The 23,771-nt window shown below is 65.5% G+C and carries 25 protein-coding genes; 7 read left to right on the plus strand and 18 right to left on the minus strand.

Annotated elements, in window-relative coordinates:
• Window positions 1–2: 2 nt before the first annotated feature.
• The 4 genes from HV786_RS22435 (at window position 3) to HV786_RS22450 (ending at window position 4,467) form a co-directional block, all read left to right on the plus strand.
• The gene (locus tag HV786_RS22435) at window positions 3–1,292 is read left to right on the plus strand and encodes an NTP/NDP exchange transporter (protein ID WP_175211884.1); all 1,290 of its coding nucleotides are present in this window, start codon (window positions 3–5) and stop codon (window positions 1,290–1,292) included.
• A 90-nt stretch (window positions 1,293–1,382) separates the two neighbouring features.
• A complete protein-coding gene (locus HV786_RS22440; RefSeq protein WP_128827674.1) occupies window positions 1,383–2,339 on the plus strand; it encodes a Bug family tripartite tricarboxylate transporter substrate binding protein in 957 nt (318 codons plus the stop codon).
• Between the two features lie 43 nt (window positions 2,340–2,382).
• Window positions 2,383–3,363: a M14 family metallopeptidase gene (locus tag HV786_RS22445; RefSeq protein ID WP_175211885.1), complete on the plus strand. Its 981-nt coding sequence runs from the start codon at window positions 2,383–2,385 to the stop codon at window positions 3,361–3,363.
• 3 nt (window positions 3,364–3,366) lie between these two features.
• Window positions 3,367–4,467, plus strand: a complete 1,101-nt coding sequence (locus tag HV786_RS22450; protein ID WP_175211886.1) for a pyridoxal-phosphate dependent enzyme — start codon at window positions 3,367–3,369, stop codon at window positions 4,465–4,467.
• Between the two features lie 9 nt (window positions 4,468–4,476).
• Here the strand turns inward: HV786_RS22450 and HV786_RS22455 are convergent, their stop codons facing one another.
• From HV786_RS22455 to HV786_RS22540, 18 genes are all read right to left on the minus strand, one after another.
• Window positions 4,477–5,385, minus strand: a complete 909-nt coding sequence (locus HV786_RS22455) for a LysR family transcriptional regulator (RefSeq protein WP_128827673.1) — start codon at window positions 5,383–5,385, stop codon at window positions 4,477–4,479.
• Between the two features lie 15 nt (window positions 5,386–5,400).
• On the minus strand, window positions 5,401–5,988 hold the full coding sequence (recO, locus tag HV786_RS22460) for a DNA repair protein RecO (protein ID WP_056321935.1): 588 nt from the start codon (window positions 5,986–5,988) through the stop codon (window positions 5,401–5,403).
• Window positions 5,981–6,871, minus strand: coding sequence for a GTPase Era (gene era / locus HV786_RS22465; RefSeq protein WP_056321933.1), 891 nt, complete (start codon window positions 6,869–6,871; stop codon window positions 5,981–5,983). Before era ends, recO begins: the two co-directional genes overlap by 8 nt.
• Window positions 6,868–7,629, minus strand: a complete 762-nt coding sequence (gene rnc / locus HV786_RS22470) for a ribonuclease III (RefSeq protein ID WP_056321930.1) — start codon at window positions 7,627–7,629, stop codon at window positions 6,868–6,870. Before rnc ends, era begins: the two co-directional genes overlap by 4 nt.
• Window positions 7,630–7,631: 2 nt before the next feature.
• Complete coding sequence (gene lepB / locus HV786_RS22475) at window positions 7,632–8,519, minus strand: signal peptidase I (protein ID WP_128827672.1); 888 nt, start codon at window positions 8,517–8,519, stop codon at window positions 7,632–7,634.
• A gap of 22 nt (window positions 8,520–8,541) precedes the next feature.
• A complete protein-coding gene (gene lepA / locus HV786_RS22480) occupies window positions 8,542–10,335 on the minus strand; it encodes a translation elongation factor 4 (RefSeq protein ID WP_062840561.1) in 1,794 nt (597 codons plus the stop codon).
• A 290-nt stretch (window positions 10,336–10,625) separates the two neighbouring features.
• Window positions 10,626–12,107, minus strand: coding sequence for a DegQ family serine endoprotease (locus HV786_RS22485; protein ID WP_056321921.1), 1,482 nt, complete (start codon window positions 12,105–12,107; stop codon window positions 10,626–10,628).
• Window positions 12,108–12,145: 38 nt separating this feature from the next.
• Window positions 12,146–13,234 (minus strand): MucB/RseB C-terminal domain-containing protein, encoded by a 1,089-nt coding sequence (locus HV786_RS22490; RefSeq protein ID WP_128827671.1) that lies wholly within the window; start codon window positions 13,232–13,234, stop codon window positions 12,146–12,148.
• A complete protein-coding gene (locus tag HV786_RS22495; protein ID WP_128827670.1) occupies window positions 13,234–13,746 on the minus strand; it encodes a sigma-E factor negative regulatory protein in 513 nt (170 codons plus the stop codon). Before HV786_RS22495 ends, HV786_RS22490 begins: the two co-directional genes overlap by 1 nt.
• A 12-nt stretch (window positions 13,747–13,758) precedes the next feature.
• A complete protein-coding gene (gene rpoE / locus HV786_RS22500; RefSeq protein WP_063955961.1) occupies window positions 13,759–14,358 on the minus strand; it encodes an RNA polymerase sigma factor RpoE in 600 nt (199 codons plus the stop codon).
• Between the two features lie 492 nt (window positions 14,359–14,850).
• A complete protein-coding gene (gene fabF, locus HV786_RS22505) occupies window positions 14,851–16,080 on the minus strand; it encodes a beta-ketoacyl-ACP synthase II (RefSeq protein ID WP_056321908.1) in 1,230 nt (409 codons plus the stop codon).
• Between the two features lie 183 nt (window positions 16,081–16,263).
• Complete coding sequence (gene acpP / locus HV786_RS22510) at window positions 16,264–16,503, minus strand: acyl carrier protein (RefSeq protein ID WP_003813816.1); 240 nt, start codon at window positions 16,501–16,503, stop codon at window positions 16,264–16,266.
• 191 nt (window positions 16,504–16,694) lie between these two features.
• On the minus strand, window positions 16,695–17,447 hold the full coding sequence (gene fabG / locus HV786_RS22515) for a 3-oxoacyl-ACP reductase FabG (protein WP_056321905.1): 753 nt from the start codon (window positions 17,445–17,447) through the stop codon (window positions 16,695–16,697).
• Window positions 17,448–17,450: 3 nt separating this feature from the next.
• On the minus strand, window positions 17,451–18,386 hold the full coding sequence (fabD, locus tag HV786_RS22520; protein ID WP_056321901.1) for an ACP S-malonyltransferase: 936 nt from the start codon (window positions 18,384–18,386) through the stop codon (window positions 17,451–17,453).
• 96 nt (window positions 18,387–18,482) lie between these two features.
• Window positions 18,483–19,469 carry a beta-ketoacyl-ACP synthase III gene (locus HV786_RS22525; RefSeq protein ID WP_128827668.1) on the minus strand — a complete coding sequence of 329 codons (987 nt, stop codon included), beginning with the start codon at window positions 19,467–19,469 and terminating at the stop codon, window positions 18,483–18,485.
• The gene (plsX, locus tag HV786_RS22530; RefSeq protein ID WP_128827667.1) at window positions 19,469–20,536 is read right to left on the minus strand and encodes a phosphate acyltransferase PlsX; all 1,068 of its coding nucleotides are present in this window, start codon (window positions 20,534–20,536) and stop codon (window positions 19,469–19,471) included. Before plsX ends, HV786_RS22525 begins: the two co-directional genes overlap by 1 nt.
• Before the next feature lie 59 nt (window positions 20,537–20,595).
• Window positions 20,596–20,778, minus strand: a complete 183-nt coding sequence (gene rpmF / locus HV786_RS22535) for a 50S ribosomal protein L32 (RefSeq protein WP_006218037.1) — start codon at window positions 20,776–20,778, stop codon at window positions 20,596–20,598.
• 52 nt (window positions 20,779–20,830) lie between these two features.
• Entirely contained in the window at window positions 20,831–21,388 is a 558-nt protein-coding gene (locus HV786_RS22540) for a YceD family protein (RefSeq protein ID WP_128828357.1), read from the minus strand.
• Window positions 21,389–21,670: 282 nt separating this feature from the next.
• Here HV786_RS22540 and HV786_RS22545 point away from each other — a divergent pair, with 282 nt between their 5' ends.
• The 3 genes from HV786_RS22545 to HV786_RS22555 are packed head-to-tail and all read left to right on the plus strand — an operon-like array spanning window position 21,671 to window position 23,768.
• Complete coding sequence (locus tag HV786_RS22545; RefSeq protein ID WP_128827666.1) at window positions 21,671–22,273, plus strand: Maf-like protein; 603 nt, start codon at window positions 21,671–21,673, stop codon at window positions 22,271–22,273.
• Entirely contained in the window at window positions 22,270–22,980 is a 711-nt protein-coding gene (locus HV786_RS22550; protein ID WP_128827665.1) for an SAM-dependent methyltransferase, read from the plus strand. Before HV786_RS22545 ends, HV786_RS22550 begins: the two co-directional genes overlap by 4 nt.
• A gap of 2 nt (window positions 22,981–22,982) precedes the next feature.
• Window positions 22,983–23,768, plus strand: a complete 786-nt coding sequence (locus HV786_RS22555) for an N-acetylmuramoyl-L-alanine amidase (protein ID WP_128827664.1) — start codon at window positions 22,983–22,985, stop codon at window positions 23,766–23,768.
• Window positions 23,769–23,771 lie beyond the last annotated feature (3 nt).

The raw sequence follows: 23,771 nt of genomic DNA on the forward strand, positions 1-23,771 counted from the left end.
CGATGGCGGCCGCTCCTCTGTCCTGGCGTGCCCGTGCCGCACGGGCGCTGAGCATCCAGGAAACCGAGCTCGCGCCTGCCGCGTGCGGCTTCGCGTTCTTCTTTTTCCTTTTCTGCGGTTATTTCATGCTGCGCCCCATTCGAGAAACGATGGGGATCCAGGCGGGCGTGAACCAGCTGCAATGGCTGTTCACCGCCACCTTCCTAGCCACGCTGGCCGTCGTGCCGCTGTTTGGCTGGATATCCAACCGCGTGCCGCGTGCCACGCTGGTGACCTGGGTCTACGCCATCTTCGCGCTGACGATGGTGGGCTTTGCCGCCCTGCTCCACCTGCAACCCGGCAGCGTCTGGGCCGCGCGCGCGTTCTACGTCTGGCTATCGGTGTTCAACCTGTTCGTCGTCTCCATCGCCTGGAGCCTCATGGCCGACGTGTTCCGCATGGAATCGGCCAAGCGGCTGTTCGCGCTGATCGCCGCGGGCGCCAGCGCGGGCGGCCTTTGCGGCCCGCTGCTTGGCGCCCTGCTGGCAGGCGTGCTGGGCCCGCCGGGCTTGCTGGTGCTGTCGGCCCTGCTGCTGACCGCCACGCTGCCGCTCAAGCAATGGCTGCTGGCCTGGCGCGCCGCATCCCGGCCCGGCGTCGGCCTTGCAGACATGCAGCGTCCCATCGAAGGCGGCATCCTGGCCGGGCTGTCGCGCATCTTCCAGTCCCGTTACCTGCTGGGCATTTCCCTGCTTGTCGTGCTGCTGGCCACCCTGAACACCTTTCTCTACATGGAACAGGCGCGGCTGGTCGCCGACGCGTTCCCCGACACCGCCCAGCGCATCCGGGTCTTCAGCGCGCTGGATTTCACCGTGCAGACGCTCGCGCTGCTGTCGCAGATCTTCATCACCGGGCGCGTGGCCGCCCGCCTGGGATTGCGGTTCCTGCTGACTGCCGTCCCGCTGGCGGTGGCGGTCGCCTTTCTGGCGCTGGCGGCCTTCCCCGTGTTCGCCGTGCTGGCAGCCGCCATGATCCTGCGCCGCGCCGGCGAGTATGCGCTGATCCGGCCAGGGCGCGAGATGCTGTTCACCGCAGTCTCGCCCGAGGACAAGTACAAGACGAAGAACGTCATCGACACCGTGGTCTATCGCGGCGGCGACGCCGCCAGCGGCTGGGTCAAGGCCGGCATCGACACGCTGGGTTACGGCGCGGCACTGATCGCCCTATTGGGCGCAGTCGTGGCGCTGTGCGCGGCTGCGGTGGGTCATGGTTTGGGCAAGCAGGCCGATAGGCGAAACAGCGACCTTCATTAGATTTAAATAAACAACCATGTGATTCAACCAAACGGCAGCCGCGGCGTGCGGTCGCACAATGGCGCAGCCCTCAACGCCTCGGGAATCGTCATGAAACGCTCTGCCTGCCTTGCCGCCCTGTTGCTTTGCCTCGCCGCCCCTCTTGCGCACGCCGATTACCCCGAACGCGCCATCACGCTGATCGTGCCGGCCGCCGCGGGCGGCAATGCCGACATCACGGCCCGCCTCATCGGCCAGGAAATGAGCCGCCTGCTTGGACAGCCGGTCGTCGTTGAAAACCGCGTGGGCGCCGGCGGCCGCATCGGCACGCAAGCCGTGGTCCGGGCCCCCGCGGACGGTTACACCATCGGCTATGCCCACGTAGGCACGCTGGTGCTGCACCGTTATCTCTTCAAGCAGCAGATGTACGACCTGGACCGTGACCTCAAGCCGATTGGCCTGGTCGCCGAGACGCCCAACGTGATCGTCGTGAACGCCGCCTCGCCGTATCGGGACCTGAAAGGCTTCATCCAAGCCAGCCGCGCCCAGCCGGACCGCCTGACCATGACCTCGGCGGACCCGGGCACGACCAGCGAAGTGGGCGTCAAGCTCTTCATTGCCCAGACCGGCGCCGCCGTGCGCCAGATTCCGTACAAGGCCACCGCCGCGCAGCTCTCGGACCTGCTTGGCGGCCATGTGGATTCCATGATGGAAAACCTGCCGCCGTTGATCGGCAATCTGAAGGACGGGCGCCTGCGCGCGCTGGCCGTCACGACCCGCAAGCGCGCCGCCTCCAACCCTGACGTGCCGACGGTGGCCGAACAAGGCTATCCCGATTACGAGCAGTCGGCGTGGAGCGCGCTGGTGGCGCCGGCAGGCACCCCGGCCGCCGCGATCTCGCGGCTGAACGCCGCGCTGAATCAGGCGCTGCGCTCCGACGCCGTGAGCCGGGAATTGCGCAGCCGGTCCCAGGAGCCCCTGGGCGGCACGCCGCAGGATGTTCAGGCCCAGATCAATAAGGAGCTGCCCAAGTGGGAAAGCATCATCAAGGCCGCCACGCTGGATTGACCCGCGCCCCCGTGCGCCCGACGCCTTCCCCCGGAGCCGCCGCATGGCCAGCGTAACCCGCGAGGATTTTTCCGTTGCCGCCGCCACCAACGCGTCGGCTTACCGGCGCATCACGATTCCCGTCCTGCGGATCGAGGCAGGCCCGGGACCCGCCGTCGCGCTGATCGCCGGCGTGCACGGCGACGAATGGGAAGGCCAGGCAGCCATCCTGGATTTGTGGCATCAGTTGCCCGACATCCTGCAGCGCGGCACCGTCTATCTGCTGCCCGCGGTCAACGCGGAAGCATCGCTTGCCGGCACCCGGCTGTCCCCCTCCGACGGCGGCAACCTGAACCGCGCCTTCCTCGGCGAGCCGGCGCGCGGCTACACCGAAAGCGTGGCAGCCGCCCTGGAAGCGCGGCTGTTGCCTCGCGTGCAGGCCCTGGTGGACGTGCACAGCGGCGGCGCGTCGCTGCGCTACCTGCCGTCGTCGGTCATCACCCGCTACGGCAACGATCCCTACGACGAACGCCTGCCCGCGCTCGCGCGCGCGTTCGGGCTGCCCGACTGCGTGTTCTTTCGTGGCGGCGAAGCCGGTTCCATGCCCGCCGCAGCCAGCCGGCACGGCGTGCTGCGCCTGTCTGCCGAGATCGGCGGCGGCCGAGAGACCAGCCAGTTGCTGGCGGACCGTTGCCGAGACGGATTGCTGGGCTGCCTGGCCGAACTGGGACTGCTGCATGACCGGGCGCCCGCCTCTGCCGCGCAAGTCCGCCTCTACGACCTCGACACGCCCGCCGCGACGCTGCGGTCACGTGAGTCCGGCGTCTTCGTCCCCGCCGTGGAACTGGGACAAGCCGTGGCCGCGCACCAGCGCATCGGCCGCCTGATCGAACCGGCACGGCCCGACTCCCCGCCGCGCGCCCTGCTCAGCCCGCAAGCCGGCACGGTGGTATGCCTTCGACCCATCGCGCGCAGCGACGACGGCGATTGCCTGCTGCAGGTCGCCCCCGCCCTCCCCTTGGACGCTCTTGCAACAAGATACTGACTCATGCAGATGAACCCCAGATTGACCGGCCTGCGCTGCATCCGCTGCGCAACCCTTTGGCCAGCGGGCGACTACCCCGAAGGCTGCCCCGCTTGCCTGGCGGCCGGCCACCCCGCCACGCTGGAGTGCCAGTATGACGCGCACGCGGTGGACGAGGCCATGCCCCTGCCCATCCTGTCGCCCGTGACGTTGGGCGAAGGCGGCACACCTTGCCTTGCCGCGCCCGACCTGGCGCGTGATGAAGGCCTGGGCGCGTTGTGGCTCAAGTGCGAAAGCGCCAATCCCACAGGCAGCCACAAGGACCGCATGTCGGCGCAGCTGGTATCGCGCGCGCGGCTGGCCGGCGCCACCCGCGTGGCGGCGGCTTCCAGCGGCAACGCGGGCGTGTCGCTGGCCGCCTACTGCGCCGCGGCAGGCTTAGAGGCCGACATCGCCATCACCCGCAACTGCCCGCCACTGCAACGCGAAGCCATGGAGCGCTTCGGCGCGCGGCTGCGGGCGTTCGAAGACAGCCTGGGCCGCTGGCCCTACGTGGCCGACCTGTGCCGCAACCACGGCGCGTTCGCGGGCACGAACTACCTGAATCCGCCGGTGGGCACGCATCCCTACGGCGTTGAAGGCTACAAGCCCATCGCCCAGGAGATCCTGGACGACTGCGGCGTGCCCACGGACATCATCGTGCCGACGGCGCGCGGCGACCTGCTGTGGGGCATCTACCTGGGCTGGCAGCATCTCTTGGCGGCCGGCCGCATTACGCGCCTGCCCCGGCTGCACGCCGTGGAACCCTACGCTCGTCTGTCGCGCGCACTCACGACCGGCGATGCCCGAGGCCAGTGGGAAAGCGCGACACAGCAGTACTCCATTGCGGGCGGCACCTGCACGCTGCAGGCCCTGGAGGCGCTGTCGCGCTCGGGCGGCATGCCGGTGGAGACGTCCGATGCGCAAGCCGGCGACGCGCGCCTGCGCCTTGAACGCATGGGCCTGGGTGCGGAACTATCGTCGGCCGCCGCATTGGCGGCCGTGGCGCGGCTCAGGCGCGCCGGCAAGCTCGATGCGGAGTCGGCGGTGGTGTTGATGCTGACCTCGGACGGGCGCCGGGGCTGACCGCCACCGCTACACGCCGAATCGATCGATCAGCGGGGCCAGGGCGGCGCGCAGGCACGTCGCCCAGAACTTGCCGGCTTCGGACAAGGGGCGGCTGCCATGCACGATCATGTGGCATTCGAAATGCACGGAGGCTTGAAGCGGCCGGAAGCTGAGTCCCGCGGCCTCCATGCCTAGCGCCGTCGCCGGATTGGCGATGCCCACGCCATGCCCCGCCAGCGCAAGCTGACAGACCGTGCTGGAATACGGCGTCTCGATCGCGACACGCAAGCTTTGGCCGGCCTGACGCAACAGCGCATCCAGCCGCTTGCGCGACCCGTCCTCGGCGTTCAGCGCAATCACATCGACTTCGGCCAGTTGCGAGAAATTCACCGATTCCAGACGCGCCAGCGCGTGTCCGGCCGGAAACACCGCCACCGCCCGCAAGCTTGCTAGACGATGCCCGCGCAGCCCTTCCAGTTCGGACTCGTCGGCCACTGCCGCCAGATCCAGCTCGCCAGACACCACCATGTCGCGCAAGGTATTGGAATCGCGTATCTGCAAGTAAAGCGGCGTATCGGGGTAGCGCACGCGAAAGCGCGAGATGGCATCGGTGACGATGGCGCCGCTGTAGGCGTGGATGCAGCCGATCCGCAGCCGCGGCTGCGCGGCGCCGCGGATCGCCCGGATCTTGCGTCCCAGGCTTTCCAGTCCAACATTCAGGCGGCGGATCTCTTCGTACAGAAGGGTAGCCTCGGGCGTGCGTTGCATTCGCTGGCGCACGCGCTCGAAAAGGCGCAGCTCGATGCTGGCTTCCAGCGCGGCCAGCGTCGCGCTGACGGTTGCGGGCGACACGTCCAGACGCCGAGCGGCAGCGGTCACGCTTTCGGTTTCGTAGACCGTGCGGAAGGTTTCGACCTGCTTGAGCGTGAACGTCATGAGGCCGGGCCGCAATCAGATGCGCTGCAGGTCCAGCAGCACGCGCCGCGTGGAAAGCGGACGGCCCGCCAGAATTTCGGCCAGGCGCGCGCGCAGATCGCTGCGCAGCGCGGGCTCGATCACCGGATCGTCGAAATCGGGAGGCGCTTCGTCCACGCCGTAGCCCGTCTCGCGCAGCAGAGTCCACTCAAAGCGGCGCAGCGCACCGGCCGCGCGGGTGCCGGCGGACAATTGCTGCAGGGCCATGTCATACGCATCGAACAGCAGCGGGTGGGCGTCCTCGCGGGGCAGAAGGCGCAGCAGCAGTTCGTTCATGTACCACGCCGACATCAGCGCGGCGCCAGCCAGCGGCCGGATGCCGGCGATCTCGGCGCGGGTCAGCGTCTTGACCTCGCCGTTGCCGGTCCATGACAGCAGCAGCGGCTGAAAGGCTGACAGGACGGGGCGCAAAACGGAATAAGGGCGCTTGGCGCCCTTGGCGACCATGGCGACGCAGCCATGATCGCGAGAGAAGGTCTGAACAATCAGGGAGGTTTCACGCCACGCCGTGGCGTGGAGCATGAACCCCGGGCGATCCTGGACGCGTGGCGCCCGTCTACTCATAACCCAGATCGCGCAGCGCACCCTCGCGGTCGGACCAGCCCTTGCGCACCTTGATGTAGACCTCCAGATGCACGGGTTTGTCCAGCAGCTTGGCGATGTCCTGCCGCGCCTCCGTGGCGATCCGCTTCATGTGCATGCCGCCGGTGCCCAGCAGGATCGGCTTGTGGCTGTCGCGTTCGACGACGACACAGGCATTGATGGTGGCGCCCTTGGCAGTCTCTTCCCATTGCTCGATGACGACCGTGCAGCCATACGGCAGTTCGTCGCCCACCAGGCGGAAGATCTTCTCGCGCACGAGTTCGGCCGCGATGAAGCGCATGGGACGATCGGTGAGCGTATCTTCCTCGAACATCGGCTCGCCTTCCGGCAGGCGCGATGCGATTTCGTCGAGCAGTTGATCCAGTTGCTGGTTCTTGGTGGCGCTGACAGGCACCACCGCGCCGAACGGATGCTGCGCCATGATCTTGGAGACGAACGCGAACAGGTCGTCGCGGTTCTTCAGGGCGTCGATCTTGGACACCACCAGAATCGTGCGCTCGGGATTGGGCAGGAGCGGCAGCAGCTTGGCGTCGCCCTCAGACCACTTGCCGGCTTCCACCACATGCACCACCACGTCGACGTCGGCCAGCGCCTGCGTCACGACGCGGTTCATCATGCGGTTCATCGCCCCCCCGTGGCGGGTCTGGAAACCCGGAGTATCGACGAACACGAACTGTTCGTGCTCGCGCGTGAGCACACCGTGGATGCGGTGGCGGGTGGTCTGCGCCTTGCGCGACACGATGGAGATCTTGGAACCGATCAGGGCGTTCGTCAGCGTGGATTTGCCCACATTGGGGCGGCCAACGATGGCAACGAAGCCGGTACGAAAAGGGGTATCGCTCATTTAGTCTCTTGAGCCACTGCCACGGGCAGCGACAATTGCGCGGTTTTGCGCGCCTTGCCCGATTTGCGGGCAGCCTTGGCGGCCGGGCTGACGGCCAGCGCGGCCTCGAGCGCCAGCTTGGCCGCAGATTGCTCGGCGGCGCGACGGCTGGCGCCAGGCGCCATCACCTTGATATCGAGCGCCGGAATGGCGCATTCGACTTCGAACTGTTGGCTGTGAGCCGCGCCGTGCGTGGCCACCACCGTATACAGCGGCAGGGCCATCTTGCGGCCCTGCAGGAATTCCTGGAGCAAGGTCTTGGCGTCCTTGCCAAGCGTCTTGGGATCCACCGACGCCAGAACCGGCTGATACTGGCGCACGATCACGCGGCGCGCCGCGTCAAAGCCCGCATCCAGGAAGACGGCGCCGAAGATGGCCTCGACCGTGTCGGCCAGGATGGAAGGCCGGCGGAATCCGCCGCTCTTGAGCTCGCCCTCGCCAAGGCGCAGGTACTGGGACAACTCCAGCCGCTGGGCGATGTCGGCCAGCGATGCCTGTTTGACCAGGTTGGCGCGCAGGCGCGACAGATCGCCTTCGTCGATCTTCGAGTAGCGTTCGAACAGCATCGCCGCCACGACGAAGTTCAGCACGGAATCCCCAAGGAATTCCAATCGCTCGTTATGGCGCGCCCCGTGACTGCGGTGCGTCAGCGCCTGTTCAAGCAAGGCTGGATCACCGAAGTGGTGATCCAGGCGGTTTTCTAGCGTGGCTAGCGACATAATCAGTTGAATCGGCCGATGCGGCTCAGATCGCTGAAGTTCATCCAGATGAAGAAGGCGCGGCCGACGATGTTGGCTTCCGGGACAAACCCCCAATACCGGCTATCCGCGCTGTTGTCCCGATTATCGCCCATGGCGAAATAATTCCCTTCGGGTACTTTGCAGCGTACCCCATTGTGGCTGTATTGGCAGTTTTCGCGGTAGGGAAAACGCCACTCCTGCGGGGTATAGCGCTGAGGAACGTTCTCATCGAGCAGGATCTTGTGCTCAACGTCGCCCAACTTCTCTTTATATTGCGCAATATAAGACACACGATCCGGTTCAAAATAGTCGCCATCGCGCACATGCGGCACCAGCTCACCATTGACATACAGCTTCTTGTCGATGTATGCGACCTCGTCGCCGGGCAAGCCCACCACGCGCTTGATGTAATCGACGTCCGGATCCACCGGATACCGGAACACGAACACGTCGCCGCGCTGCGGCGAGCCGATGGGGACGATCTTCTTGTCGATCACCGGCAGGCGAAGGCCATAGCTGAATTTGTTCACCAGAATCAAATCGCCCGATTGCAGCGTGGGCAGCATCGATCCGGACGGAATGCGAAACGGCTCGACGACGAACGAGCGCAGCATGAACACGAACAGAATGACGGGGAAAAAGCTGACCGCGTACTCGACCCACCAGGGCACGCGCCGGGCGGTGTCGCCAGCTTCGCGCCGCAGGCGCTCGGCCTCTTGCGCGTCACCCACCAACGCCGTGTCGTACTGCGCCATCGCGGCCTGCGCCCGGCGCTCTCGCCCCTTGCGCAGCACGGCCAGATCGAGCGCCCAGATGACGCCGGTAACCACCAGCAGAATAAAAAGGATCAGGGCAAAGTTCCAACTCATCAGCTAATCGCCTTCTGGGGTTCTATTTGTCTTCCACTTGCAGGATGGCAAGGAACGCCTCCTGCGGAATTTCCACGCTGCCCACCTGCTTCATGCGCTTCTTGCCCGCCTTCTGCTTTTCAAGCAGCTTCTTCTTGCGCGAGATATCGCCGCCGTAGCACTTGGCCAACACGTTCTTGCGCAGCGCCTTCACGTTCTCGCGCGCAATGATTTCCGCGCCAATGGCGGCCTGGATGACCACGTCGAACATCTGGCGCGGGATCAGGCCGCGCATGCGCGTGACCACATCGCGCGCGCGGTGGCGCGCATTGCTGCGGTGGACGATGACGGCCAGCGCGTCGACGCGGTCGTTGTTGATCAGCAGGTCGACGCGCACCACGTCCGCGGAGCGATACTCCAGGAATTCGTAGTCCATCGACGCATAGCCGCGCGATACCGACTTCAGCTTGTCGAAAAAGTCGAGCACGATTTCGGCCAGCGGGATCTCATACACCAAATGGACCTGGCGGCCGTGGTAGCTCATGTTGACCTGCACGCCGCGCTTGTTGTTGCACAGCGTCATGACCGGGCCCACATAGTCCTGCGGCATGAACAGCGTGACCTTCACGATGGGCTCGCGGATGTCCTGGATCTTGCCGATCTCGGGCATGCGCGAGGGGCTTTCCACGGTGATCACGGACCCGTCGCGCTGCTCGACCTCGTACACCACCGACGGCGCGGTGGTGATGATGTCCATGTCGAATTCGCGCTCCAGGCGCTCCTGCACGATTTCCATGTGCAAGAGGCCCAGGAAGCCGCAGCGGAACCCGAAGCCCAGCGCTTGCGACACCTCGGGCTCGAACATCAGCGCGGCGTCATTGAGCTTGAGCTTTTCGAGCGAATCGCGCAGTTGGTCGTATTCGGAGCTTTCGACCGGATACAGGCCGGCGAACACCTGCGGCTTGACTTCCTTGAAGCCCGGCAGCGGGTTGGCGGCCGGCTTGTTGGCCAGCGTCACCGTGTCGCCGACCTTCGCGTCTTCCAGTTGCTTGATGCCGGCAATGATAAAGCCCACCTCGCCCGCCGACAGATGCGGACGCTGCTGCGACTTGGGCGTGAACACGCCCGTCTGCTCGCACAGGTGGGTGGCGCCGGAAGCCATCAGCAGGATCTTGTCCTTGGGCTTGAGCACGCCGTTGATGATGCGCACCAGCATGACCACGCCGACGTAGTTGTCGAACCACGAATCGATGATCAGCGCCTGCAGCGGCGCATCGGGATCGCCTTTGGGCGCGGGAACGCGGGCAACGATGGTTTCCAGGATCTCGTCGATGCCCATGCCGGTCTTGGCGCTGGCCAGCACCGCGTCCGAGGCATCAATGCCGATCACGTCCTCGACTTCCTGGCGCGCGCCTTCGGGATCGGCCTGTGGCAGGTCCATCTTGTTCAGGACCGGCACGACTTCCACGCCCAGCTCGATCGCGGTGTAGCAGTTGGCCACGGTCTGCGCTTCCACGCCCTGCGACGCGTCCACCACCAGCAGCGCGCCTTCGCAGGCGGACAGGGAACGGCTGACTTCGTACGAGAAGTCCACGTGCCCCGGGGTGTCGATCAGGTTCAGGTTGTAAATCTTGCCGTCCTGCGCCTTGTAATGCAGGGCAGCCGTCTGGGCCTTGATGGTGATGCCGCGCTCGCGCTCGATTTCCATGGAATCGAGAACCTGCGCCGACATCTCGCGATCCGCCAGTCCGCCGCAGCGCTGGATCAGGCGATCGGCCAGGGTCGACTTGCCATGATCGATGTGGGCAATGATGGAAAAGTTGCGGATATGCTGCATGCTTGAATTTATAAGGGACGGAACAGACGGCATATTGCCGGGAGACACCGCCGCCGGAGTGTGCACGGCCGACGTGTGAGGCGCTGACGGGCTAGGCCCGGACAAAACTGAGGGGGCGCCTGGCGCCCCCTCTTGCGGCAACCAGCCATTTTAGCCGGTCTTGAGCCATTTTATTTGTCACGGCTGCGCCCCGGGACAAAAAGCGCCCTGAGATGCCAGCGCCCGGCTGTTTCGACCGAGCCGCCGGCCGGACCTGGCGCCCACGGGCACCGGCCGGCAGGGCTGTCACATCACTTGCCGGCAGGCACCGCCACCCATTGCGTCTGGTCGCCGCGGCGCACCAGCAGACCCGTCGCGCGGCTCTTGTCCAGCTTGGCAACCAGTTCGCCGAACTGCTTGGCGCCGGTCACGTCGGTGTCGTTCAGGGCCAACACGATGTCGCCTTCCTGCAGGCCCGCCTTCCCGGCCGCGCCATCGGCAACCTTCACCTGGACGCCGCCCTTGATGCGCAGCTTCTTCTGGACATCGGCCGGCACGTCGATGACGCTCAGGCCCAGCGCGTTGGTGACTTCGGGCTCGGGCGCGGGCTTCTTGCCGGCGCCTGCCGCCTTCTCGGCCGGGATCTCACCGACCTTGACCGACAGCGTCATGCTCTTGCCCTTGCGCCAGATTTCCATGTCGGCGCGCGTGCCCGGCTTGGTCTCACCGACAATGCGCGGCAGATCGGACCAGCGCTTGATGGGTTCCTTGTTGAACTTCAGGATCACGTCGCCCGGCTGCACGCCCGCCTGCTCGGCAGGGCCTTCAGCTTCGACGCTGCTGACCAGCGCGCCTTCGGCCTTGGGCAGGCCGATGGCCTCGGCCACATCCTTGCCGACTTCGCCGATCTGCACGCCGACGCGGCCGCGCGTGACCTTGCCCGTCGTGCGCAGTTGCTCCACGACGCGCATGGCTTCGTCGATCGGAATGGCCAGCGAGATGCCCATGAAGCCGCCGCTGCGCGAGATGATCTGGGAGTTGATGCCCACGACCTCGCCGTCCAGGTTGATGAGCGGGCCTCCCGAATTGCCGGGATTGACCGCAACGTCGGTCTGGATGAACGGCAGGTATTCGCCGGTATCGCGGCCGATGGCGCTGACGATGCCGGAGGTCACGGTGGAGTCCAGGCCGAACGGCGAGCCGATGGCCAGCACCCACTGCCCCTTCTTCAGCGTCTTCGGGTTGCCGATAACCAGCGGCGTCATGTCCTTGGCTTCGATCTTGATGAGCGCCACGTCAGTGCGCTCGTCCGTACCGATGACCTTGGCCTTGAACTCGCGTCCGTCGGTCAGCGTGACATAGATGTCCGTCGCGTCGACCACGACGTGGTTGTTGGTCAGAATATAGCCGTCGGCTGAGATGAAGAAGCCCGACCCCACGCCGCGCGGAACCGTACGCTCTTCAGGCGGCGTCGGCTGCGGACGCTGGCGCGGATTGGGCGATTGGCCGGGCGGCTGGAATTCGGGACCGAAGAACCAGCGGAACAGCTCGTAGGGATCGCTGCCGCCGGGGCCATTGCCCCCGCGCACGGGCACGGTGGCCGTGGTGCGGATGTTGACGACGGCCGGATCGGCCTTTTCAACGATGGCCGTGAAATCGGGCAAACCGACCGCGGCGGGCGCCGTCGTCTGCGCCACCGTCACGGGCACGTAGGCGGTGGACAGCATGGTCCCCGCCGCGACAGCCGCCAGAAAGCGCCGGAAAAAAGCGTTCGAGACCGTCATTGCTTTCATATGTCACTCCGAAATTGCTGCTTGCGGAACGGCGGGAATCATTTGGCCCCGCCCTCCGCGGGTGCGGCTGCCGCGGGTGCGGGCGGCACGTACTCAGTGGCTTGCGCAAGTTGTTCCAGCGTGGCGGCGGGCACTTCGCCAACCGCCGTCAACCAGAAGTCCGCGATGCGCGCGCCATAGACGTTGATCGCGCCGCGCTGCGACGCGCCATGCAACGGCTGGTGGTTGCGCTGGCTGTCGTAGGGCTCGATGAAGACCGAAATCGCCGCCAGGCCGTCGGACAGCACCATCTGGCTGACGGGCGATCCGCGCTTCATGGCGCGCGACACCTGCATGATCGTCTTGAAGCCATCAGGCGCCGGAATGCGCCACCCCTGGGCCGCAAGGTCCACGGGCTTCATGTTGGCCTCGAGCACCTTCCAGTCACGCGTGTTCCAGCGCGAAGACAGCGACTGCGGATCCACTTCGGAACCCAATCGCAGCGAAGTGAACGAAACCTGCTCGACCACGCCGCGCGCGGCGTTCAGCGTCTGGGCCTTCAGCAGCAAATTGGTTTCGACGTCCGCGCACAGGCGATAGCCATAGCGCAGCTTGTCCAGCGGTTCGATCGTGATGAGCCGGCATTCGCGGCCCGCGACGCGATGCGGCGTGGGCTCGGTGCGGATCTTGTAGTGTTCGGACAGATTGGCGGCGTCGCCCAGCAGCAGGCCGGGAAAGCGATCGCCGCGGCGGCGCTCGATCAGCACCGTCTTGCGCTCGGGGATCAGGCACTGCACATCGTCGTTGTGACGCAGGTATTCGCGCGGCTGGCCGTCAAGGATCTCGAGGCGTTCGCGCTCACCGGTGCCGTCAAGGACATGCACCAGGCGCGAGGACTGGATCACATCGCCCTGCTGATACATGAAGACGCCGGCGTAATCCTGCTTGCGGGCCGCCTGCTGGATGCGCGTGAGCAGTTGCACCACGTCTTCGGTCTGGCCGGCTGGCGTGGCGCCGGCGGCGGCCGCGGGACCGTGCGCGGCAAGCAAAGCAGTCAGGAGCGTGGCGGCGAACCAGCCGGCGCGGTGAGCGTGCCACGAGGCAGCGCGTCCCAATACCGGCCAGCGTGATGCAAGCACAAGCGCCATCAGCGTCCCGCTCCGACATCGAACGACACCTGGCGGACCGCGCTGGGGCCGGCCATCTGGCGATGGGCCTCCAGGTAATCACGCAGGCCCGAGTCGTCGGACGCCGAGGCCGAGCCCGACGAACTGGCGTCGGCCAGCACGCGGACGTCCGTCGAAGGCGAGCCGGTGACGTACGGCTGCGCCACCCATGCGACCGTGGCCACGGCGGCGGCGACCGCCAGGCCCGACAGGCCCATGCGCAAAGGAGAGCGGCGCCGAGGCGCCGCTACGATGGGCAATTCCGCGTCCAGCGCGCGCGCCAGCCGGGCCGAAAAGGCCGCGCTGGGCGTCAGCGCCAGATCGGCGTTGCGCAGGGAATCACCAATCAGATGATAGGTGTCCCAAGTCTGACGTCCCTCTTTGGACAACAGACTGGGAAGAATATCGTCGGAATCCTCTCCGTCCATCCAGGCGGAAACCGATTCTTCCCAGGAAGACTCGGTGATTTCAACGGATTTGGCTGCTATTTGCATGACTGCCACTCCTTACCAGCGACGCTCGACATCGGTGTCGAGCAATGGACGCAACTTGGTGGCAATGGCTTCACGCGCACGAAAAATGCGGGAGCGCACCGTACCGATCGGGCAGTCCATGCTCTGGGCGATGTCTTCGTAACTCATACCTTCGATTTCACGCAGGACAATTGCGGTGCGCAATTCTTCAGGCAATTCCTCAATGGCCGCGTTCACCGTCTCGGCGATTTCGCGGCTGGCAACCATGGATTCCGGCGTGCTTATATCCGTTAGGTTGTCGGTTTCGTTAAAAGTTTCACCGTCTTCCGTTTCAATCGCATTGGGCGCGCTGGGGCGGCGCCCCTGCGAGGCCAGCCAGTTGCGCGCGGTGTTGATGGCGATGCGGTAAAGCCAGGTGTAGAAGGCGCTTTCGCCACGGAATTGGGGCAAGGCGCGGTAGGCCTTGATGAAGGCTTCCTGCGCCACATCCTCGATTTCGGCCGGATCGCGGATCATGCGGGCGAGCAGGCGGAGGATCTTGCGCTGGTATTTCAGCACCAGGAGATCGAAGGCCTTCTTGTCGCCCCGCTGCACGCGCGCTACGAGCTGCGCGTCAACTTCGCGTTCGCTCATGAGGCCTCCCGCAAACGACGCGCAGGTTGTGCCTGCCGCGCCGTGCCCGCGACGAGGCGCAGACGGCGCCAGGATTCGGGTCGCAACGTGTGCTTCCAGACGGTGAGGGTGATTTTGCTGGTGGTAAAGGCCGTACTCCCGGTGGGCAAGGGCTGCAAGACAAGCGTCAGCCACGCTGGCCCCCGTTGCTGATCCAGCAGCAGCGCATCCTGCCAGCCTTGCGGCCGGCGTAGCTGCCAATGGTCAGCCCCGGTCGCAGTGCGTAGCGCCGTTACCGGGGACGGGGTGCTCCGTGCCGAGTGTAACAGCCCGGCCAACAGAAACAGAAGCGCAAGCAACGCGGCGGCCATCCAGGCATGACCCTGCCAGGATGCCGCCGTCAGCACGCAGGCCACGGCCGCGGCCAGAGCCAGCCCGAAGAGCGCGACGGCGCTTCTGGGCGGCGAGACTGGCACGCGGAATGACCAGCGCCCCCCGACCGAGCCTTCCAAATCAGACCCGGCGAACGGCCATCGAGCCGTTGGTGCCGCCAAAGCCGAACGAATTGGACAGGCCCACGTCGATCTTCATCGGCCGCGCCTCGTTGGCGCAGTAATCCAGATCGCATTCCGGATCCTGATTGAAGATGTTGATCGTCGGAGGCGAGACCTGGTTGTAGACGGCCAAGGTCGTGAACACGGCTTCGATGCCGCCGGCCGCGCCCAGCAGGTGGCCCGTCATGGACTTGGTCGAGTTGACCACCAGCTTCTTGGCATGGTCGCCGAACGCCAGCTTGAGCGCATCGGTTTCGTTCTTGTCGCCCAGCGGCGTGGAAGTGCCGTGCGCGTTGACGTACTGGACGTCTTCGGGATTCAGGCCGCCGTTGCGCAGCGCGTTGATCACGCCGCGGCGCGGGCCGTCCTTGTCCGGCGCGGTGATGTGGTGAGCGTCGGAGCTCATGCCGTAGCCAGCCAGTTCACCGTAGATGCGCGCGCCGCGCTTCTTGGCGTGCTCGTACTCTTCCAGAACCAGGACGCCTGCGCCCTCGCCCAGCACAAAGCCGTCGCGGTCGCGGTCCCAGGGACGCGAAGCGGTCTGAGGGTCATCGTTGCGGGTCGACAGCGCGCGCATGGCGGCAAAGCCGCCGATGCCCAGCGGCGACACGGTCGACTCGGCGCCGCCGGCCACCATGACGTCGGCATCGCCGTATTCAATCAGGCGGGCTGCATCGCCGATGCAGTGCAGGCCGGTCGTGCAGGCCGACACCACGGCGTAGCTGGGGCCCTTCATGCCATAGGCGATCGACAGATGCCCGGAAATCAGGTTGATCAGCGAACCCGGCACGAAGAACGGCGAAATGCGCCGCGGGCCCTTGGCAAGGTACTCGACCTGGGTTTCCTCGATGCGCGGCAGACCGCCGATGCCGGACCCCACGATCACGCCGATACGCTCGGCGTTTTCTTCGGTGACTTCCAGGCCGCAATCGCGCCAGGCCTGCATTCCGGCAGCCAGGCCGTAATGGATGAACGTATCCATCTGGCGGGCTTCCTTGGCCGAAATATAGGTACTGATGTCGAAGTCTTTGACTTCGCCAGCAATGTGGGTGGTGATGGCCGAGGGATCGAAACGGGTGATGCGGCTGATGCCAGAACGTCCGTTGACGATATTGTCCCAAGCGGTGGTCAGATCATTTCCTACAGGGGAAACGATACCCAGGCCGGTGATGACGACACGTCGCTTCACGGATGACTCCTCAAACAGACAAAAGAAAGGCGGTTTTCGGGATGCGCTGCGCGTGTGGACCACATGAAGGCAGGCGAGGCGTTATAACGCCTTGCCCGCCGGTGGACCACACGGCACTCCTGAAACCGCCCTGATTCCAGGTTGGCCGACGATATCGGGCAACCAGGACGATATAGGCTGAGCTTACTGCTTACCGTGCGAATTGATGTAGTCAATCGCTTGTTGCACGGTCGTGATCTTTTCGGCCTCTTCGTCGGGGATCTCGGTCTCGAATTCGTCTTCGAGGGCCATGACCAGTTCGACCATGTCGAGCGAATCGGCACCGAGGTCGTCAAGGAAGGAGGACTCGTTCTTGATCTCGGCTTCGTTGACGCCAAGTTGTTCAGCGACGATCTTCTTGACGCGCTGTTCGATGCTTTCCATGCAGATCTCCAATTGGGAAAAATCCCGCGAATTATAGCCAAGCGCGGAGTGATGCAACGCCTGACCGTGACAAAAATAACACCGCGCATTTGTTCTGTCGCCGAGAGCGGCGCAGGAAGACCATGTGCGGCGTTTCCGGAGAATCGCGCCCCGCCTTGCCGGTTGCCCGGCGGCGACGCGCGATTCGTGATTTATTGCATGTACATCCCGCCGTTGACGTGCAGGGTGGTGCCGGTAATGTAACCCGCCTGAGGCCCGGACAAAAAGGCCACGGCATGCGCAATGTCAGTCGGAGAGCCCAGACGGCCCAGCGGAATCTGCTGCAGCAGCGCCGCGGTCTGGTTTTCGCCCAGCGCACGCGTCATGTCGGTATCGATGAAGCCAGGGGCCACGCAGTTCACGGTGATGTTGCGGCTGCCCAGTTCACGCGCCAGCGCACGCGACATGCCCGCCACGCCGGCCTTCGCGGCCGCGTAGTTGGCTTGGCCCGCGTTGCCGCTGGAACCCACCACGGAAGTCACATTGATGATGCGTCCCCAACGAGCCTTCATCATGCTGCGCAGCACGGCGCGCGACAGGCGGAAGACCGACGCGAGGTTGGTGTCAATGACCGCCGACCAGTCGTCGTCTTTCATGCGCATCGCCAGCGTATCACGGGTGATGCCAGCGTTATTGACGAGGATGTGCGGACCGCCGCCTTCCTTGCCCAGCGCGTCGATCAGCGCATCGCAAGCGGCAGCGTCGGTCACGTCGAGCACCACGCCGCGGCCGCCAAACGGCGCCAGCGCTTCGGTGATGCCGGCCGCGCCCGATTCGGACGTCGCAGTGCCGACGACGGTTGCGCCGCGAGCGGCCAGTTCCAGGGCGATCGCCCGGCCAATGCCGCGCGTGGCGCCCGTGACGAGCGCGATCTTGCCCTGCAGTTCGGTCGAGGTGTTGTCCATTGATCAGTTTCCGTTGACGGCAGCCAAAGCCGCTTCCAGCGAAGCGGGATCGGTGATGGCCAGGCCGGTGAGTTCGGGGTCGATGCGTTTGGTCAGGCCGGCGAGCACCTTGCCGGGACCGCACTCGATGACGTGCGTGACGCCTTGCGCCTTCATGGCGCGCAGGGTTTCGACCCAGCGCACAGGATGCCACGCCTGGCGCACCAGCGCATCGCGGATTGCCCCGGGTTCCGTGGGCGAGGCCACATCGACGTTGTTGATGACCTGCACCTGCGGCGCGGACACGGCGGCGCTGGCAAGCGCGCCAGCCAGCACGTCGGCGGCCGGCTTGAGCAGGCTGGAATGGAACGGTGCGGAAACGGGCAGCAGCAAGGCACGCTTGGCGCCAGCCGCCTTGGCCAGTTCGCAGGCGCGCTCGACGGCGGCCTTGTGGCCGGCGATCACGACTTGCGCCGGCGCATTGAAGTTGACGGCTTCGACGACTTCGCCTTGCGCGGCTTGCGCACACGCGGCGCGCACGGCATCGTCGTCCAGACCGAGGATTGCGGCCATGGCGCCGGTGCCGACCGGCACGGCGGCCTGCATGGCATCGGCGCGCACGCGCACCAGACGCACGGCGTCTTCCAGCGTCAGCGAGCCAGCTGCGGTCAGCGCGGCGTATTCGCCCAGGCTGTGGCCGGCCACGACATCAGGCTTGCGGCCGCCCGCGGCAACCCATGCGTTATAGAACGCCACGCCAGCCGTCAGCATGGCCGGCTGGGTGTTGGTGGTCAGGTTCAGTTGTTCCGCGGGACCCTGCGCGATCAGCGCGCCCAGGTCCTGCCCCAGGGCCTCGGAGGCACGCGCCACGGTGTCGGTGACCGCCGCCACGCCGGACCAGGCGTCCAGCATGCCGACAGCTTGCGAACCCTGGCCAGGAAAGACAAAAGCGATTTTCATGATTGAGCGTGTGGATTGATTCAGTGTCTGTGTGGGATGCCAGGCGCGCTCTCAGGCCGACGGCGGCACACGTGCCGCCGCAGCCCGGGCACGCCCTTACATGCGGGCCAGTACCGAGCCCCAGGTGAATCCGCCGCCGACGCCTTGCATCAGGATGAGCTGGCCCGGCTTGACGCGGCCGTCGCGGCGCGCGGCATCGAGCGCGAGCGGCACGCTGGCCGCGGACGTGTTGGCATGACTGTCGACGGTGATGACGACCTTCTCGACCGGCACGTCCAGCTTGCGGGCAAGGAAATTCAGGATGCGCACGTTGGCCTGATGCGGGATCAGCCAATCGACGTCGGCAACGGTGACGCCGGCCTCGGCGCAGGTGTCGCGCGCGGAGCGGTCCAGGACGGTGACGGCCTGCTTGAAGACGGCCTGGCCGTCCATGCGCAGGAACGGATCGCCCGTGACGTCGCCATAGGCCACGTTGCCGGCCGCGCTCAGGATCTTCATCTGGCTGCCGTCGGCGTGCAGTTGCGCGGCCATGATGCCGGGCTTGTCGGACGCCTTGAGCACCACGGCGCCCGCGCCGTCGCCAAACAGCACGCAGGTGCTGCGATCGTTCCAGTCGAGGATGCGCGAGAACACTTCGGCGCCGATCACCAGCGCGCAGCGCGCGCGGCCCGCGCGGATGAAGCTGTCGGCGGTGGTGATCGCGTAGACGAAGCCGCTGCACACGGCCTGCACGTCGAACGCGGCCGAGCCCTTGGCGCCTAGGTTTGCCTGCACCAGGCAAGCCGTGCTGGGGAACACGAAATCGGGGGTGGACGTGGCCACGATGACGAGGTCGATTTCGGAGGCGTCAACGCCCGAATCGGCCAGCGCGCGGCGCGAGGCCTCGGTGGCCAGCTGGCTGGTGGTCACCCCACGCTCGGCCAGATGGCGCTGGCGGATGCCCGTGCGCTCGACAATCCATTCGTCCGAGGTGGCGATATCGCGCGTCGCCAGTTCCGCAGCCAGTTCGTCATTCGAAACCACGCGTTCCGGCAGGAAGCTGCCGGTGCCCGCGATCACGGAGTATTTCATTGCGGTATCCATCAAGCGGTATCCCCAGCCACGTTGGGCGACGCCGCCGAGGGGCGATCGCCGGATTGAACGCGCTTGGTAATTTGAGCGACCGTCTGCGCGGTGCGCTCAAGCAGTTTACTCACTACGGCTTCGCGGGCGCGTTGCAAGGCAAAACCGAAGGCGTAAACGTCCGCGGAACCGTGGCTCTTGATGACCACGCCGCGCAAGCCCAGCAAGGCTGCGCCGTTGTACCGGCGGTTGTCCACGCGGCTGCGCAGGCGGTTCAGCACAGGCTTGGCCACCGCACCGGCGATCAGCGTGATCAGATTGCGCTTGAACTCTTCACGAATGATGCTGGACAGCATCTTCGCCAGTCCTTCGACGGACTTGAGCACGACGTTGCCGACAAAGCCGTCGCAGACGACGACGTCGACCGTGCCCTTGAAGATGTCATTGCCTTCGACGTTGCCGTAGAAGTTCAGCGGGCTGCCGCGCAGAAGCTCGGCGGCTTCCTTGACGACTTCGTTGCCCTTGATGACTTCTTCGCCAATGTTCAGCAAACCCACGGTGGGGTTGTCGCGATGGTCCACCGCCTGCGACAGCGCGGCGCCCATGATGGCGAATTGCAGCAGGTGCTCAGCCGTGCAGTCCACGTTCGCGCCAAGGTCCAGCACCGTGGTGGCGCGGCCCGTCTGGTTCGGAATGGACGTGGCGATCGCCGGGCGGTCGATGCCGTCCAACGTCTTGAGCACATAACGGGAAATGGCCATCCAGGCGCCGGTGTTGCCCGCGGAAACGCAGGCGTCCGCCCGCCCATCCTTGACGGACTGGGCAGCGAGGCGCATGGAGGAGTCTTTTTTGCGGCGCAGGGCGACCTCGACCGGGTCGTCCATGGTGACGACTTCGGAAGCCGCCACGATCTCAATGCGATCGCGCGCCACGTTGCGGTGCTCGGCGAGCGCCGCTTCGATGGCGTCTGGAAGCCCGACCAACAATAGCCGGGTGTCCGGAAATTGCCGGGCGAACTCGATCGCAGCCGGAATCGTGACGGGCAGACCGAAGTCTCCGCCCATACAGTCTATGGCGATGCGTATCACGGGTGCCAGGTATCAGCGCTCAGCCGAAATGGTCCGAGTACGAGTTCGGCCCGGGGGCCTTATTCGTCGGCCTTGGTCTTCAGGACCTTGCGGCCACGATAGAAGCCGTTGGGGCTGATGTGGTGACGCAGGTGCGTTTCACCGGTGTTGGGTTCGATGGCGGTCGACGGGGCCACCAGAAAATCGTGCGAACGGTGCATACCGCGCTTGGAGGGGGACTTCTTGTTTTGTTGAACGGCCATGATGACTCCTAGAAACGGGGCGCATTGTACGCGATGCGGCCCGATGTTGATCTCAATCTTTGTGCTTCAGTTGTTCCAGCACCGCAAACGGCGACGGACGCTTGACAGCGGGCTCCTCTTCAGGAGCTTCGCTGGCCTTGGCCTGCGCGCCCGGGCATACATCATGCTTGGGCACATACGGAATGCTCAGAATGAGCTCATCTTCGATCTGGGCCAACAGATCAAAATGATGCGAACCCACCACCTTTTCAGGCAGGTGGGCCACAGAATCCCTTCCTACGCCTTCGTCGCCCTCGTCGTCGTCATCGTCGCCGTGATCGGCAAAGGAATGATCGTCGTCGAGGTCGTCTTCGGATTTGACCAGTTGCAGCACGACTTCGCTGTCCACCGGATAGGCAAACGGCACATTGCACCGCTGGCACATCACCACCGGATTGGCCCGCACATGCAGGCGCAAAATCGGCTGGCCCAACAGCAAGCCGGTCTTGCCTTCTTCGCCTTGCACGGACCAGGTCACAAGCCCGGCCTCGCCCAGCGGTTGATCGGGCAAGCCGTCAACCACGCGGCCAAGCCGCACCAAGGCGATGGCGCCCTGCGCGCTTTTGCCCATTCGAGCAAAGGCAAAGGCGTCGATGCGCTTCACACCGGTTTCCACCGGCGCGGCTTCCGGTCCGTTGTCGGCCAGCGATTTGTTGGCCAGCGATTTGTTGGCCAGGGCTTTGTCGTCCAGCGCTGCATTCACCGGCGCTGCATTCACACCAGCACCGGCCGATCCGTCCGCGCGGCGACCCAAGTCGCCAGGCTTTCCCTTCGGTGTCATGTTGATGTTCCTGCAAAAATGCCGCAAAACGTTAGATAATACTGTGACTTACGTATTACCGTCAAATGCCGCATGCCCTCAAAGCCTAGCCTGATCCTCGCGTCCAGCTCGCGATACCGCAAAGAACTGTTGTCGCGCCTGCGCCTGCCCTTCACCGCGATTTCCCCCGATGTAGACGAAACGCCACAATCCGGCGAAACCCCCGAGGCGCTGGCGCTGCGTCTGTCCGTTGCCAAGGCGATGGCGGTGGTCTCCACTAACCCGGGCAGCATCGTGATCGGCTCTGACCAGGTGGCGACCGTGGATGGAACCCCCATCGGCAAACCGGGCGACTTCACGCGGGCACAGGCGCAACTGCGCTCCCTCTCGGGCCGAATGGTCGAATTTCACAGTGCGCTTGCCGTGACCGATGGCCACCGGGTGGAAAAGGCCGACATCATTACCCGCTGCCGGTTCCGCCAGTTGCCTGATCATGCCATCGACGCCTATCTGCGGGCCGAGGAACCTTACGATACCGCAGGCAGCGCCAAGGCGGAAAGCCTGGGCATTGCCCTGATGGAAAGCATCCAGAGCGACGATCCCACCGCCATCATAGGCCTGCCGCTGATCGAACTGACGCGCATGCTAGCCACTTTCGGACTGGATCCGCTCGACACCCCGGGAGCGCCCGCATGACCGGCGCCCTGCACCTGATTCCCGTCAGCCTGGGCGAAGCCCCGCCCGAGCGCTGGCTGCCCGCCGACGTGCGCGCACTGGCCGGCCGGCTGGACACGTATATCGCCGAGAACGCCAAGACGGCTCGGGCCTTTCTAAAGCTTGTCGGAACCACCCGGCCGCTGCAGGAAATCACCATCCACACGCTGACCGACAAGGCCGATGCCGAGCAGATCAAGGCATGGCTCGAACCGGCCAGGCGCGGAGCGGAAATCGGGCTGGTTTCCGAGGCAGGCTGCCCGGCCGTGGCCGACCCCGGCGCCAAGGTCGTGGACGCGGCCCATCGCCTGGGGATTCCCGTCAAGCCTTGGGTGGGACCCTCTTCCATCCTGCTGGGCCTCATGGCCAGCGGCCTGGACGGGCAGCGCTTCGCCTTTCATGGCTACGCGCCCGTGGACCCCGGCGAGCGCGCCAAGCAGTTGCGCGCCTGGGAGCAGCACTCTGCCCGCCACAACCAGACGCAGCTCCTGATCGAAACGCCGTACCGCAACGCCGCGATGTTCGCCACGCTGATCGCCACCCTGAAGGGCGACACCAAGCTCTGCGTGGCACGCTCGATGACGACGGCGGACGAATGGGTGGTCACGCACACGGTGGCCGACTGGAAGAAGCTGCCCGCGCCCCAGCTGGACAAGCTGCCCACGCTGTTCCTGTACCTGGCCCGCTGACCATGATCCGCCTTTCCTGCACGCTGCTTGCCGCGGCGCTCCTGGCGGGCTGCGCCGCGCGCGGCCCCGCCGGCCTTGATCTGGACACCTCCATCACCGCCGCCAGCCAGAGCAGCCGGGTGCGGTCCGTTGTCGTGCACTACACCACGGTCGACGACGCCGAGTCGCTGCGCCTGCTGTCCAAAGGCAAAGTCAGCGCCCACTACCTGATCGACCTGGACGGTCGCGCGTACCGGCTGGTCGACGAAAACCGCGCCGCGTGGCACGCCGGGGCCAGCTCCTGGTACGGCAACATCGCGATGAACAGCACATCCATTGGCATCGAGATCGTCAATCCCGGCTGGACCGAGGGCAGCAACGGCGAGCGCGTCTGGCATCCCTATGACAGCCGCCAGGTCCGGGCGCTGACCATCCTGTTGCGCGACATCGTCCAACGGCACAACATCGCCCCGGAAAACGTGGTGGGCCACAGCGACATCGCGCCGCAACGCAAGGTGGACCCCGGCCCCCTCTTTCCCTGGAAGTCACTGGCGGATGCGGGGATAGGACGCTGGTATAACGAGGCCGGCGCGGCCGAGCACCTGGCGCGCCTGCGGACTCAAGGCGTTCCGGATATCGCGTGGTTTCAGAAGCAGCTTCAGCGACTGGGTTACGCCTGCCCCCAGGACGGCGTGCTGGACCGCGCAACGATCAACACGTTGGCCGCCTTCCAGATGCACTACCGCCCTGCCCTGCACGACGGCCAGCCCGACGCCGAAACCGCAGCCATCATGCTGGCCATCCTGTAGCCT

The sequence above is a fragment of the Achromobacter mucicolens genome, assembly GCF_902859725.1.
Classification (GTDB): Bacteria; Pseudomonadota; Gammaproteobacteria; order Burkholderiales; family Burkholderiaceae_B; genus Achromobacter; species Achromobacter mucicolens.

Excerpts from the sequence above, each read along its gene's own strand:
- HV786_RS22435 (WP_175211884.1), top strand. The coding sequence starts at position 3 with ATGGCGGCCGCTCCTCTGTCCTGGCGTGCCCGTGCCGCACGGGCGCTG.
- HV786_RS22440 (WP_128827674.1), top strand. The coding sequence starts at position 1,383 with ATGAAACGCTCTGCCTGCCTTGCCGCCCTGTTGCTTTGCCTCGCCGCC.
- HV786_RS22445 (WP_175211885.1), top strand. The coding sequence starts at position 2,383 with ATGGCCAGCGTAACCCGCGAGGATTTTTCCGTTGCCGCCGCCACCAAC.
- HV786_RS22450 (WP_175211886.1), top strand. The coding sequence starts at position 3,367 with ATGCAGATGAACCCCAGATTGACCGGCCTGCGCTGCATCCGCTGCGCA.
- HV786_RS22455 (WP_128827673.1), bottom strand. The coding sequence starts at position 5,385 with ATGACGTTCACGCTCAAGCAGGTCGAAACCTTCCGCACGGTCTACGAA.
- recO (WP_056321935.1), bottom strand. The coding sequence starts at position 5,988 with ATGAGTAGACGGGCGCCACGCGTCCAGGATCGCCCGGGGTTCATGCTC.
- era (WP_056321933.1), bottom strand. The coding sequence starts at position 6,871 with ATGAGCGATACCCCTTTTCGTACCGGCTTCGTTGCCATCGTTGGCCGC.
- rnc (WP_056321930.1), bottom strand. The coding sequence starts at position 7,629 with ATGTCGCTAGCCACGCTAGAAAACCGCCTGGATCACCACTTCGGTGAT.
- lepB (WP_128827672.1), bottom strand. The coding sequence starts at position 8,519 with ATGAGTTGGAACTTTGCCCTGATCCTTTTTATTCTGCTGGTGGTTACC.
- lepA (WP_062840561.1), bottom strand. The coding sequence starts at position 10,335 with ATGCAGCATATCCGCAACTTTTCCATCATTGCCCACATCGATCATGGC.
- HV786_RS22485 (WP_056321921.1), bottom strand. The coding sequence starts at position 12,107 with ATGAAAGCAATGACGGTCTCGAACGCTTTTTTCCGGCGCTTTCTGGCG.
- HV786_RS22490 (WP_128827671.1), bottom strand. The coding sequence starts at position 13,234 with ATGGCGCTTGTGCTTGCATCACGCTGGCCGGTATTGGGACGCGCTGCC.
- HV786_RS22495 (WP_128827670.1), bottom strand. The coding sequence starts at position 13,746 with ATGCAAATAGCAGCCAAATCCGTTGAAATCACCGAGTCTTCCTGGGAA.
- rpoE (WP_063955961.1), bottom strand. The coding sequence starts at position 14,358 with ATGAGCGAACGCGAAGTTGACGCGCAGCTCGTAGCGCGCGTGCAGCGG.
- acpP (WP_003813816.1), bottom strand. The coding sequence starts at position 16,503 with ATGGAAAGCATCGAACAGCGCGTCAAGAAGATCGTCGCTGAACAACTT.
- fabG (WP_056321905.1), bottom strand. The coding sequence starts at position 17,447 with ATGGACAACACCTCGACCGAACTGCAGGGCAAGATCGCGCTCGTCACG.
- fabD (WP_056321901.1), bottom strand. The coding sequence starts at position 18,386 with ATGAAAATCGCTTTTGTCTTTCCTGGCCAGGGTTCGCAAGCTGTCGGC.
- HV786_RS22525 (WP_128827668.1), bottom strand. The coding sequence starts at position 19,469 with ATGGATACCGCAATGAAATACTCCGTGATCGCGGGCACCGGCAGCTTC.
- rpmF (WP_006218037.1), bottom strand. The coding sequence starts at position 20,778 with ATGGCCGTTCAACAAAACAAGAAGTCCCCCTCCAAGCGCGGTATGCAC.
- HV786_RS22540 (WP_128828357.1), bottom strand. The coding sequence starts at position 21,388 with ATGGGCAAAAGCGCGCAGGGCGCCATCGCCTTGGTGCGGCTTGGCCGC.
- HV786_RS22545 (WP_128827666.1), top strand. The coding sequence starts at position 21,671 with ATGCCCTCAAAGCCTAGCCTGATCCTCGCGTCCAGCTCGCGATACCGC.
- HV786_RS22550 (WP_128827665.1), top strand. The coding sequence starts at position 22,270 with ATGACCGGCGCCCTGCACCTGATTCCCGTCAGCCTGGGCGAAGCCCCG.
- HV786_RS22555 (WP_128827664.1), top strand. The coding sequence starts at position 22,983 with ATGATCCGCCTTTCCTGCACGCTGCTTGCCGCGGCGCTCCTGGCGGGC.